The 13,080-nt window shown below is 42.2% G+C and carries 10 protein-coding genes and 1 other annotated feature; of the genes, 5 read left to right on the plus strand and 5 right to left on the minus strand.

What is annotated here, in order from left to right; translation table 11 throughout:
* Nucleotides 1-226: 226 nt before the first annotated feature.
* Nucleotides 227-1,894: an energy-dependent translational throttle protein EttA gene (gene ettA / locus HC723_RS02735; protein ID WP_190338150.1), complete on the minus strand. Its 1,668-nt coding sequence runs from the start codon at nucleotides 1,892-1,894 to the stop codon at nucleotides 227-229.
* A gap of 196 nt (nucleotides 1,895-2,090) precedes the next feature.
* On the opposite strand from ettA, the gene HC723_RS02740 reads away from it, so the two are divergent.
* The gene (locus HC723_RS02740) at nucleotides 2,091-4,085 is read left to right on the plus strand and encodes a transglycosylase SLT domain-containing protein (protein ID WP_190338151.1); all 1,995 of its coding nucleotides are present in this window, start codon (nucleotides 2,091-2,093) and stop codon (nucleotides 4,083-4,085) included.
* A gap of 38 nt (nucleotides 4,086-4,123) precedes the next feature.
* Nucleotides 4,124-4,432: a trp operon repressor gene (trpR, locus tag HC723_RS02745; RefSeq protein WP_153448199.1), complete on the plus strand. Its 309-nt coding sequence runs from the start codon at nucleotides 4,124-4,126 to the stop codon at nucleotides 4,430-4,432.
* Between the two features lie 18 nt (nucleotides 4,433-4,450).
* On the opposite strand, the gene yjjX is transcribed toward trpR, so the two are convergent.
* From yjjX to bamD, 4 genes are all read right to left on the minus strand, one after another.
* On the minus strand, nucleotides 4,451-4,984 hold the full coding sequence (gene yjjX, locus HC723_RS02750; protein ID WP_153447677.1) for an inosine/xanthosine triphosphatase: 534 nt from the start codon (nucleotides 4,982-4,984) through the stop codon (nucleotides 4,451-4,453).
* 1 nt (nucleotide 4,985) lies between these two features.
* Nucleotides 4,986-6,167 carry a prephenate dehydratase gene (pheA, locus tag HC723_RS02755; RefSeq protein WP_153447676.1) on the minus strand — a complete coding sequence of 394 codons (1,182 nt, stop codon included), beginning with the start codon at nucleotides 6,165-6,167 and terminating at the stop codon, nucleotides 4,986-4,988.
* 10 nt (nucleotides 6,168-6,177) lie between these two features.
* Nucleotides 6,178-6,299 (minus strand) — a sequence feature (Phe leader region).
* A gap of 123 nt (nucleotides 6,300-6,422) precedes the next feature.
* Nucleotides 6,423-6,767, minus strand: coding sequence for a ribosome hibernation-promoting factor, HPF/YfiA family (gene hpf / locus HC723_RS02760; protein WP_153447675.1), 345 nt, complete (start codon nucleotides 6,765-6,767; stop codon nucleotides 6,423-6,425).
* Between the two features lie 222 nt (nucleotides 6,768-6,989).
* On the minus strand, nucleotides 6,990-7,718 hold the full coding sequence (bamD, locus tag HC723_RS02765; RefSeq protein ID WP_153447674.1) for an outer membrane protein assembly factor BamD: 729 nt from the start codon (nucleotides 7,716-7,718) through the stop codon (nucleotides 6,990-6,992).
* A 149-nt stretch (nucleotides 7,719-7,867) separates the two neighbouring features.
* Between bamD and rluD the strand changes: the two genes are divergently transcribed.
* From rluD to clpB, 3 genes are all read left to right on the plus strand, one after another.
* The gene (gene rluD, locus HC723_RS02770) at nucleotides 7,868-8,845 is read left to right on the plus strand and encodes a 23S rRNA pseudouridine(1911/1915/1917) synthase RluD (protein ID WP_153447673.1); all 978 of its coding nucleotides are present in this window, start codon (nucleotides 7,868-7,870) and stop codon (nucleotides 8,843-8,845) included.
* A 3-nt stretch (nucleotides 8,846-8,848) separates the two neighbouring features.
* Nucleotides 8,849-9,601, plus strand: coding sequence for a peptidoglycan editing factor PgeF (pgeF, locus tag HC723_RS02775; protein ID WP_190338152.1), 753 nt, complete (start codon nucleotides 8,849-8,851; stop codon nucleotides 9,599-9,601).
* Between the two features lie 138 nt (nucleotides 9,602-9,739).
* On the plus strand, nucleotides 9,740-12,313 hold the full coding sequence (clpB, locus tag HC723_RS02780; protein ID WP_153447671.1) for an ATP-dependent chaperone ClpB: 2,574 nt from the start codon (nucleotides 9,740-9,742) through the stop codon (nucleotides 12,311-12,313).
* Nucleotides 12,314-13,080: the final 767 nt, after the last annotated feature.

The following is a 13,080-nucleotide window of genomic DNA, read 5'->3' on the forward strand; positions in this document are numbered from 1 at the left end:
CAAGCTGCATAGAAATTTATTCACATGGATAAGAAATTGTCTGGGTTTAGTTAGGTCTACCTGAATTCACTTAACAGCTAAAGTTTGTTAGGTTAACTGTTTGAAATTTTACAGCGCTGTTCGCATTATTTCGATTGAGACATGAAAAAAGCCACTTTCAATTAATGAAAGTGGCTTTGATGTATTCGCAACTATGGTTGAACATTAGCTGCGATTTATACGGTTATTACTTGGTCATACGCTTGTACTTGATGCGGTGTGGTTCTGCTGCCGCTGCGCCAATAGTTTGCTTTAACCAATCGCTGTATTCGGTGTAGTTACCTTCAAAGAAGTTCACTTGACCTTCATCGCGGTAATCTAAGATATGAGTTGCAATGCGGTCAAGGAACCAACGGTCATGCGAGATAACCATAGCGCAACCTGGGAATTCCAGTAATGCTTCTTCTAGTGCTCGAAGAGTTTCAACATCCAAGTCATTGGTCGGTTCATCGAGCAGCAATACGTTACCGCCTGCTTTTAGCAGTTTAGCTAAGTGAACACGGTTACGCTCACCACCAGATAGATCACCGATGCGTTTTTGCTGATCGTTACCTTTGAAGTTAAAGCGAGAGCAATAAGCACGCGCTGGAATTTCAAAGTTGTTGATCTTGATGATGTCAGCACCTTCTGAGATCTCTTGGAATACGCTGTTGTTATCATTCATGCTGTCGCGGAACTGATCAACTGACGCTAATTTTACGGTTGCACCTAATTCAACACTACCAGAATCGGCTTGTTCTGCGCCGCTGAGGATCTTAAATAGGGTTGATTTACCCGCGCCGTTTGCCCCGACGATACCGACGATCGCCCCTTTAGGCATGCTAAAAGAAAGATTATCAATTAGTACCCGATCACCAAACGATTTGGTCAGGTTCTTAACATCAAGAACTTTGTCCCCTAAACGCTCACCTGGCGGAATAAACAGCTCATTGGTTTCGTTACGTTTTTGGTGATCACTGGTGTTCAATTCTTCAAATCGAGCCATACGCGCTTTTGATTTCGCTTGGCGACCTTTTGGATTTTGACGAACCCATTCTAATTCTTTTGCGATGGTTTTCTTACGGGCATTTTCAGTTGATGATTCTTGCGCCAGACGAGCATCTTTTTGCTCTAGCCATGAGGTGTAGTTGCCTTCCCATGGAATACCTTCACCACGGTCAAGCTCTAAGATCCAACCAGCAGCGTTGTCGAGGAAGTAACGGTCATGGGTGATCGCAACCACAGTGCCGCTGTAATCAACGAGGAAGTGCTCAAGCCATGCAACGGATTCTGCATCCAAGTGGTTGGTGGGTTCATCGAGTAATAGCATGTCCGGCTTTTCAAGCAGCAGACGACAAATTGCCACGCGGCGACGCTCACCACCAGATAAGAATTCAATCTTGGCATCCCACTCCGGTAGGCGCAATGCATCGGCAGCGCGCTCCAACGAGTTCTCTAGATTATGACCATCTTTAGCTTGGATTAAGGCTTCTAATTCACCTTGTTCTTTCGCCAATGCGTCGAAATCAGCATCAGGTTCAGCGTAGGCGGCATAAACCGCATCAATTCGCTTGAGCGCGTCGGCTACATCGCCCACCGCTTCTTCAACAATTTCACGTACGGTTTTTGATTCATCTAGAACGGGCTCTTGTGGTAAGTAACCCACTTTAAGGCCTACTTGCGCGCGCGCTTCGCCATCAATATCTTGATCGATACCGGCCATAATGCGCAATAAAGTCGATTTACCTGAACCATTTAGACCAAGAACACCAATTTTGGCACCTGGAAAAAAGCTTAGTGAGATGTCTTTTAGTATTTGACGTTTCGGTGGCACAATTTTGCTCACGCGAGACATGGTATAAACGTATTCAGCCATTGCTGTATCGATCCTATTCTGGAGAATAAATTGAAAAGCTTAGTTTACTCTTTCTCACATAAGATTCACACTAGGGATAAGAAACAAAGATATGATGAATGTCATACCATCGAGTAAATGAAAGCCTTAGCATTTTAACTCGATAATCTGGATTTACTCTCTCGCAAATAACTTAAATAAGGAAATTTTTGTATTCATGCCGCATTCAAAGAAAAACATAGCTCGTATTATTGTCCTAACTGGTTGCGTTTTTTTAGGTACGTACTTTCTCGCAAAGCCTGTTATTGCCAATAGTTTTACAAAAAAAACAGTGATTGCAAAACCGACTAAGGCATTGACTCATTTAGAAAAGCAACGAGAGCTGTACCAGCAAGCGCAAGATTTACTCGATCTTAAAAAGATCGATCAATATATTGATCTTCGCCCACAAATTTCTGATTACGCTTTGACTCCTTATGTCGATTATCGTGCTTTTTTGATTGATATTGGTGAGCGATCGCCTCAAGAAGTGGACAATTTTACCTTGCTTCATAAAGACTTCCCATTCTCAAGCAGCATCAAGGCGGCATATTTAACCGGATTGGCGAAAAATAAGCGTTGGAAAACTTTAAGTGAATATCAAAAAGAGTCCCCCAATGATCAACGTTTTCGTTGTTACTATTACACCGCTAAGTGGGAAACTAACTACAAAACTCAAGCGTATAAAGGTGCACAAAGCTTATGGTTAACCGCGGGGAGTGTATCTTCTGCTTGTGATGATTTATTTGATCATTGGGCTAAAGCCGGTCATCGCACTGATGATATGATCATTGATCGTATGGTGCTGATGTCAAAAGCGCGTCGCTCTGGGCTGTTTAGCTATCTGGATAAAATGTTGGTTAGCGACGCCGCTAAAGAGCAATCTAAAAATCTGCAAGCTCTGTTTAAAAAGCCACAAGATGTGCTGAGCTTTAGTCAATCAAACCCGGTCACTAAGTTTAATCAATCGTTAACGGATATCGCGTTTAAACAATGGATTAGGCAAGATACTAAGTCAGCAGTAGAAAATTTTGATGCGGTGATGAAAGCGCAAAAATTGCCACAAAGCACCCAAACCTATTTAGCTAACTACGCCACATCATGGTTAGTGAACACTGATTCGGATAAATTAGCCGCTTGGCGTGATGCGCAAATTAAGCAAGGCGGTTCAGTGGCAATGATAGAGCGTCGAGCCAGATTAGCTGTGCAGCATAATGATTGGCAAGGTGTGAGTTATTGGGTGGGATTGCTGCCACAAAAAATGCAGAGCACCACCCGTTGGCAATATTGGCTTGGCCGAGTTGAATTTGCACAAGGTAAAGACAAACAAGCGAAACAACGATTAACGAAAATTTTAGGCCAGCGCGATTTTTACAGTGTGGCGGCAGCGAATCTTTTGGGTGAGCCAATCCGTTATCAAAGTCAGATATTAACCGGTAAGCAAGTGGATATCTCAAGTAAGAAGGTGGCACTGGCTCGAATTGAAGAAATGATTGCGGTTGATAAAATTGATGCGGCTAAACGTGAATGGCGTTGGTTGTTATGGCACAGCACTCAAAGTCAGAAGATGGCACTGGTTGAGTATGCCTCACATAAGCATTGGCATAACTTTACTATTGTTGCCACCATTGAAGCTAAAATGTGGAGCTACACCAGTTTACGTTTTCCCATCACTCATCGTTGGTGGTTTGAGCATTTCGCGAAAAAAAATAATGTCCCATTGATCACTCTCATGTCGTTGTCTCGCCAAGAAAGTGCTTTGGATGTGGATGCTCGTTCCCCGGTTGGTGCTCGCGGTTTAATGCAAATAATGCCAACTACGGCTCAGCATGTGGTTGATATTCATGATCTTAAATACAATAATGCAGACGATTTATATAACGTTGATAAAAATATTGAGATTGGCAGTTATTACTTAAGTGATCTGTTGAAAGATTATGATAACAATAGAATTTTCGCTTTTGCTGCTTATAATGCTGGCCCAAATAGAGTTAAACAATGGCGTCAACGTACTGGTGGAAAAGTAGATGCCTATTCCTTTATTGAAGCGATTCCTTTTAAAGAAACGCGCGGTTATGTGCAAAATATTTTAATGTTTGAAACTTACTATCGTAATCTGCTTGCTCAAGATGGGGCTTTCTTAACCCCAAGTGAACTAAAAGGAAAATACTAATCATGGGGTTATCAAATGATCCACTGGTCAATGATGAAATGAATAAAGCTGAATTTGAACACTGGCAAGATGTATTAACAGCATTACAATTGGCAACTAAGAATGATCAATTGGATTTTTTGTTGTCCGCTTTATTGACCTTTGATGAGCGTGAGGCGCTGCTGGCTCGAATGAATATCTTACACGAGCTAATGAAAGGTGAGCGTTCGCAACGGCAAATTAGTCAAATGCTTAAGGTGGGGATTGCGACTATAACGCGAGGTTCGACTGAGTTGAAACACAGTAGCCCCGAACAAAAACAGCAGCTACAACAATTATTGCAAGCTGCTGCCGATGTTAAAGCGTAATGGGGCTTCACTAAAGGGTTAAAAATGGCTAGGATTGACGAACGGGATCAGAGCTAGAATTAACGCTTGATGATACACCGAACTGCGCGTTAATTGATGGTGAGTAAGGAGGCCAATTGCGCCTCCTTTTTGTTTGATGTTTTCGGTAGCAAATACCTCATCCATCACATCGCCTAATTCTTTGCCTTGGCTTACCTTCACTAATACTTCCGGTGGTAACATTAAACAAGCTGAGCGAGATTCGCCGCGTTTAACTAAATTATCTTCAATCACCATCCATGCAAAAGTAAAGTTATCTTCAATTCCGGCTTCAAGCCCAACATAAAAATCAGCATCGACGATCGCTTGCTTAGCGTTTTTAACTCGATTGAGTGCGCCTTGTTTGGTGGCTTGATCACTCATCGGTTGATCGGGGACTTCGCTTGACACTGATACCCCTTCAAAATGAAAGGTATGTTGTGGAAAGCTATCATGAAAGGCACTTTCAACCGCTTTTATTTTTGCGGGGTTGAGTGACGCAATCACTACTTTAACAACGCGCGATTGGATCATATTAAACCTCTAAATCGATAGATGTTGGTTTTACATTTTCAATCGGATAGCAGCCAAGTACTTTTAAATGACGAGTGATTTTGGTTAGCTCCGCCAGAGCTTGTTGCATTGGCTGAGAATCTAAATGGGCTTCCAGATCAACATAGAACATTTCTTCCCATGGATTCCCCATGATTGGGCGCGATTCCAACTTCGTCATATTGATCCCGTAGCGTTGCAATACCAGTAAGGTTTCAACCAGTGAACCGGCTTGATGGGAGGTCGACATGATAATGGTTGTTTTGGCTGGGATTTGCGGTGAGACTTCAACCGACTTACGCGCCACCACAATAAAGCGAGTATGGTTCTCGGTTTGGTTGGCAATGTTGCCTTGGATTTTTTGTAAGCCGTACAGTTTACCGCTGCTTGAGTTACCAATTGCTGCCACATCATTGCGGTTAAGCGCTTTGACTTTTTTCATCGCATCGGCTGTGCTGGCGCAAGATTCTAATGTTACACCATCAAGGTGGCTCAAGAACTCACTGCATTGCTGGTGTGGTTGTGGATGAGAATATAAGGTCTTAATGTCTTCGATGCGAATATCTTGTTGTGCTAACAGGCAGTGCTCAATCGGCAGAGTCATCTCACCAACAATATAAAGGGTGGTATTTTGCAGTAAATCATACACTTCGTTAATTGAGCCAGAACTGGTATTTTCAATTGGCAGTACACCAAAATCGGCATGACCGGTTTCAACGGTGGTGGCGATATCTTTAAAGTGATGACAGTTTAGTTCAATTAACTCATTATTTTTACGGCTAAAGTATTCACGGCTAGCAAGGTGAGAGTAGGATCCTTTTGAACCAAGAAAAGCGACGCGAACTAAAGGCTGACGACTGTCTTGGGGATTGACTAAGTTCTGTAAATAGGATTGTTGTAATAGTACCGAGTCTTCAATAATGGTATGGAATAACTTGGTGATGTAATTGGCATCGAGTTGATACTTTTCTTTACCGTTATTGATGAGCTTAACCAATAGTTCTTGTTCGCGAGCGGCATCACGAACAGGCTTGGCCGTTTCAACTTTGCTTTTTGCCACTTCAATACTTAATGCGCGACGTTCGGATAAAATATTAAGTAATTGATCGTCTAGTTGATTGAGTCTAAGACGAATGTGGTCGAGAGAGTATTTAGCTTGTGTCATGATTTTTCCTATAAAAAAGCCCCCCAGTGGTGGGAGGCTTTCTGCTCGTTTTTGGTTTGTTTTTAAAACGACATTAGCCTCGCAGGTTAACCGCGAAAAAAGAAGCCAAAAAAGAACAGCATATATGGGTTCATAAGATTAGTAACGTTATGAATAAAGAGTGATTACACCATAAGGCACAGGCTATAAAAGCGTCAAGCAAAAAAATAGCGCCAAGGTAGGCGCTAAACGATAAGAATGTGGTTCTAGTGAGGCTTATGCTTCAGCTTCCTCTTGTTCTAATTCTTCTTCCCCTCGGAGGACTTGGTTACGTTTTGCTTCTGGCTTGTGGCTGAGTTTATTCAGCTGGCGACCAAGTTTTTGTTCTACTTCATTGATTGCTTTATACAGATCTTCATCACTGGCTGAGGCAACCAATTGTCCTTTCGGTACGGTTATTTTAGCTTCTATTTTGGTTTGATTAGCAGGTTCAGTGCTGATGGTTGCATGGCAACTAAGCAGCTCGATTTGCCATTTTTCAAGCTTTTTAAATTTAGCCTCAATGTGATCACGAATAGAAGAAGTAACTTCGATATTTTTTCCAATAACGTTCATTTGCATAAATATTTTTCCTCGTGTGACCTAAATCGTTAACTTCAGGATACCCTTTGGAAGAAATAATATTGTGATAAAGATCGCTTTTTGGGGTGAGATTGCTAAGCAAAGAATGAAATGTGATCCTGAACAAAATTAATGAGGTAATTAGCACAAAAAAGCAGCTGAATTTGAATTCAACTGCTTTTTTTCATCGACGACTGTTTTTAAACACAAGCTAAGCTAATATTATTTTTCTTTATTTAATGTGATGAGTTCCTGGGTCTTGTTGACACCATCCTCAAGGTTAATCGCTTTGTAAGCTTTGAGTTGTATTTTTAATGAATCATGTGCCGCTTTAGTATCTGGGTAGGTTTTTTGGATTTCTTGACAGCGGTTGATGGCTGCAATGTAAGCTTCTCGACGCAGGTAGAAATCGGCAGACGCTAAATCATATTCAGCTAAACGATTTTTTAGTGCTAATAAACGAATACGAGCATCGGCGGCATAATCACTATTCGGGTAGCGTTCAAGTAAACGTTTAAAATCAACAAACGCAGCTTTTACTGGTTCAGGATCACGATCGGAGCGGTCAATACCAAATAGAGTATGCATAAAATTAGAATCTTGCGCCATATTAGTTAGGCCACTCATATATAACACCCAGTCAGTACGAGCATGTGCCGGGTTTAAACGAGTAAAGCGCGCAATGGTGGCAGAGGTTAATGCATAATCGCCATTTTTATAGTAGGCATAGATGAGATCAAGTTGCACTTGATCGGAATAGGGACCAAAAGGATAGCGTGAATCGAGTGCTTCTAACTTCTTGATGGAACTAGCCCAGTCACCGGTTTGCAATTCCATATGCGCTTGAGAATAGAGATCAGATGGCGGGATATCGGGCACTGCATCTTTTTTATCTGCGCATCCTGCAAGCAAAATGACGGTCATTAGACCTATAATATATTGGCGTTTCATTGTGAAGAGTAATTCCCTTGATTTGAATATTCTTTAATTAAATTTTGTCGCGTCCGTTACTTCTGACAACTTAACAGATACAATGACGAATAACTCTATTTTATCCATAATGTTGGATAATAGTCTCATGGTTTTTTAAAAAGTTCGATATGACCCAGCAGATAATACGCACAGATACAGTAAAAGACTCGCAATTAGGACAACGTTTAGACCAAGCGATGGCCGAATTGTTCACAGATTTTTCACGTTCTCGATTGAAAGAATGGTTGCTTGCGGGCAATGTTCAAGTCGATGGAGAAGTCGTGACCAAACCTCGAATTCGTATGATGGGAGGCGAAGAGATCATTCTCCAAGCTGAACTTGAAGATGAAGAGCGTTGGATCGCGCAAGACCTTCCACTTGATATCGTTTATGAAGATGACGATATTTTGGTGATCAATAAACCGCGCGATTTTGTGGTTCACCCAGGAGCGGGTACCCCAGATGGCACGGTATTAAATGCACTATTGCATCATTACCCCGATATTGCCAAAGTACCTCGCGCTGGTATTGTTCACCGTTTGGATAAAGACACCACAGGTTTGATGGTGGTGGCTAAAACGGTCCCAGCCCAAACTCGTTTGGTTCGAGCACTGCAAAAACGCAATATTACTCGTGAATATGAAGCGATTATTATTGGCACCATGACTGCCGGTGGCCGGATTGAAAAGCCAATTGGTCGTCATGCGAATAAACGAACGTTGATGGCGGTAACTGAAACCGGTAAAGATGCGGTGACTCACTACCGTGTGGCAGAGCACTTCCGTGAACATACGCGTATTCGTTTACGCCTTGAAACGGGTCGTACTCACCAGATCCGTGTGCACATGTCTTACATTCAGCATCCATTATTAGGTGATATTGCTTATGGTGGTCGCGCACGGATCCCTCGTGGTGCTTCGGCTGAACTTACGCAAATGATCCGCAGCTTTGATCGCCAAGCATTGCATGCGGTGATGCTTAAATTTGTTCACCCAGTCAGTGGTGAAGAAATGAAGTTTCACGCCCCAGTGCCAGATGACATTCTCATTATGGCAGAAGCGCTGCGTCAAGATGCCAAAGACAACGTTGAAGACGAGCCAATATAAGTCATGGATGTGATTATTCCCAACTGGCCAGCACCAAAACAGGTTAAAGCAATAAGCTCTACCCGTATTGATGGGGTGTCAAAAGGTGTGTACCAAGGATTAAATCTTGGTGCGCATGTTGGGGATGATGCAAAACGGGTTAGGCAAAATCGCAAGCTACTCACTCAAGCGATGCAGATGCCCAATCCGCCTGTGTGGTTAAATCAAACGCATTCAACCCATGTCGTTGAAGTGAATCAACCAACCGCAACAGTATTGGATGCAGATGCTTGTACTACTCAGCAGAAAGGGGTGGTATGTAGCGCGATGACGGCAGATTGTTTGCCAGTGTTGCTCACTAATATTGAAGGTACCCAAGTGGCCGCCGTGCATGCAGGTTGGCGCGGTTTAGCCGATGGTATTATTGAGCAGGCAGTCAAAAAGTTCGAACACCCTGAAACGGTAATGGCTTGGCTTGGCCCTGCTATTGGCGCCAGTGTATTTGAAGTTGGACAAGATGTAGTGGATATATTTGTGGCGGTTGATCCAGATGCTAAAAATGGATTTAACTTGCTCTCATCAAAAGTAGCGTCAGAAACTTCAGCTAAAAAATATCTGGCTGATATGAATAAACTTGCCACACAACGTCTTAACCGAATTGGCGTCACACAAGTGTATTACAGTAATCGCTGTACTGTTTCCGAGCACGATACTTTCTATTCTTATCGCCGCGATGGCGTGACGGGCAGACAAGCTTCTTTTATTTGGATTGAATAATTCTATTTTCTTCTTTCTTTCATATCCCTTCCGGTACTAGTAATAAATTCTAAATTCCTCTCTTGAAAACTGTTCAATATGCATCCATCTATTAAACATAGATAAACGTCTCTCACCTGAGAAACTAGGAGTCATATTATGCGTTTCGATAAATTCACCAGTAAATTTCAACTTGCCGTTTCTGACGCACAATCTTTAGCGTTAGGCCGTGATAATCAATTTATTGAACCTGTACATCTGATGCAGGCATTATTGGATCAAGACAGCAGTGCAATTCGACCACTTTTCACCATGCTGGGGGTCAATGCGACTCAATTACGTTCTAAATTATCTCAAGCATTAGATAAGTTGCCAAAAGTGACCGGTATTGCCGGGGATGTACAGTTATCGAAAAGTACCACCAACTTGCTCAACCTTTGCGATCAGTATGCGCAAAAGCGTAAAGATACTTATATCTCAGCCGAATTGTTTTTATTAGCTGCGATTGAGGATAAAGGGGCATTAGGTCAGTTGTTCAAAGAGTTCTCTTTAACCAAAGATAAAGTCAATAAAGCGATTGATGAGATCCGTGGTGGTCAAAATGTGGATGACCCTAATGCGGAAGAAAAACGTCAAGCACTAGAAAAATACACTATCGATCTCACTGAACGCGCAGAGCAAGGCAAACTTGATCCTGTGATTGGCCGTGATGATGAAATTCGTCGCACCATTCAAGTATTGCAACGCCGGACTAAAAATAACCCAGTATTAATTGGTCAACCCGGCGTAGGTAAAACCGCGATTGTTGAAGGGTTGGCGTTGAGAATTGTCAACAACGAAGTACCTGAAGGTTTGCGTGGTCGCCGAGTGTTATCACTTGATATGGGAGCATTAATTGCAGGTGCGAAGTATCGCGGTGAATTTGAAGAGCGCTTAAAGGCCGTCTTGAATGAACTGGCGCAAGAAGATGGGAATATCATTTTATTTATTGATGAATTGCATACTATGGTCGGAGCGGGTAAAGGCGAAGGGTCTATGGATGCCGGTAACATGCTCAAACCTGCTTTGGCTCGTGGCGAATTACACTGTGTTGGTGCCACGACGTTGGACGAATATCGTCAATATGTTGAAAAAGATCCCGCGTTAGAGCGCCGATTCCAAAAAGTGCTGGTGGATGAACCAAGTGTTGAAGATACGATTGCGATTTTGCGTGGTTTAAAAGAGCGTTATGAACTGCATCATCATGTTGAAATTACCGATCCTGCAATTGTTGCAGCCGCGACGTTATCGCATCGATATGTGTCGGATCGTCAACTGCCAGACAAAGCGATTGATTTAATCGATGAGGCAGCGTCAAGTATTCGTATTCAAATTGACTCAAAACCAGAATCAATGGATCGATTAGATCGCCGCATTATTCAATTAAAAATCGAGCAACAAGCATTATTGAATGAAGATGATAACGCTAGTGCTAAGCGCTTAGAAATCTTAAATCAAGAATTAGAAGAAAAGGAACGCGAGTATTCTGAGTTAGAAGAAGTGTGGAAAACTGAAAAAGCGGCACTGTCCGGTACTCAACATATTAAAACGGAATTGGAACAAGCTCGCTTAGATATGGATGTGGCACGCCGTGCTGGTGATTTACAGCGTATGTCAGAATTACAATATGGCAAGATCCCTGAACTTGAAAAACAATTGGAAGTCGCCTCGCAAGCAGAAACCATTGAAATGACATTGCTTAAAAATCGTGTCACCGATGCAGAAATTGCTGAAGTACTGTCGAAACAAACCGGTATTCCAGTATCGAAAATGCTAGAAGCGGAAAAAGCCAAATTGCTTTCGATGGAAACCGTATTACATCAACGAGTTATTGGTCAAAAAGAAGCGGTCGAAGTGGTTTCAAATGCGATTCGCCGTAGTCGGGCTGGATTATCTGATCCGAATAAGCCGATTGGGTCGTTCTTATTTTTAGGCCCAACCGGAGTGGGTAAAACGGAATTATGTAAAACATTAGCTCATTTCATGTTTGATACCGAAGATGCCATGGTGCGGATCGATATGTCTGAGTTTATGGAAAAACATTCAGTGTCACGTTTAGTCGGCGCGCCTCCGGGTTATGTCGGTTATGAAGAGGGGGGGTATTTAACAGAAGCTGTACGCCGTAAACCTTATTCAGTGATTTTATTAGATGAAGTCGAAAAGGCGCACCCAGATGTGTTCAATATACTATTGCAGGTATTAGATGATGGCCGCTTAACTGACGGGCAAGGACGAACGGTTGATTTTAAAAACACCGTAGTGATCATGACGTCTAACTTAGGGTCAGACCGGATCCAGGAAAAAGCCGCGAGTTCGGATTATGATTCGATGAAAGCGGAAGTGATGGAAGTAGTCATGCAACATTTCCGTCCGGAGTTTTTAAATCGGGTTGATGAAAGTGTGGTATTCCATCCATTAGGTCGGGAGCAGATTAAGTCGATTGCTTCTATTCAGCTACAGCGTTTAAGTCAACGTATGGCCGAGAAGGAATATCACTTAAAAGTCAGCGATGATGCTTTGGCGCTGATCGCTCAAGTAGGGTTTGACCCTGTCTATGGGGCAAGGCCGTTGAAACGTGCAATTCAACAAATGGTTGAAAATCCATTAGCGAAAGCTATTTTGTCGGGGGAGCTAATCACTGGTCGAGACGTGAACCTCAACGCCATAGATGAAGAAATTGTCGCGCAGCAATGAAAGAGAACACTCTTCAGCACCCTTAAATTGAAAATAACCTTCCTCCTCTTATCGACAGAAATAGGAGGAGAGGGTTGTTTAATTTACTTTCTTATTGGAACTAAAGTGAAACGATGAGGGGGGGATTAATTTAAAAATGATGGTCTAAATCATGTTTTCTGTGGGTAACCTGTGCTTAAAGTGAGAGTAAAAAGGTATAAATGCGCATTTGAACGTAATATGAACATCTAAGCTTTATTTTTGAATTTATTGAAAGAAAGTGCTTGCCAATATGAAGTTGATCTCTATAATGCGACCTCACTGACACGGAGCACACAGCCTAACGGCCGCAACGAGTTAGAGGTCATAACCTTCTCAAAAAGGTTAACGAAAAAAGATTGCAGAAAGTGTTTGACACGCTCAATCAAATCGTTAAAATGGCCGCCCTGTTCAACGAGGCGCAAGTCGCACGAACAGTTGCTCTTTAACAATTTAAACCTATCAATCTGTGTGGGCACTCGTTGATGATAATCAATAAAGCTTCTTAGGAAGCAAAAATGATTTCAATGAACTGAGTGACCAAATTGAACAATTTATTGTTCGGCACAGTCAATTCATCATCATTCTGTTGGAATGATGATAGCTTTAAAATTACACTTTATCTTCGGATAAAGATTAGTTTTGAAGTCAGTATTCGTTGAGTCACTCCCTTTTAATTAAGGGAATCAAAATCTTAAATTGAAGAGTTTGATCATGGCTCAGATTGAACGCTGGCGGCAGGCCTAACA

The organism is Vibrio sp. S11_S32, from assembly GCF_014694465.1.
GTDB classification, from domain to species: Bacteria; Pseudomonadota; Gammaproteobacteria; order Enterobacterales; family Vibrionaceae; genus Vibrio; species Vibrio algicola.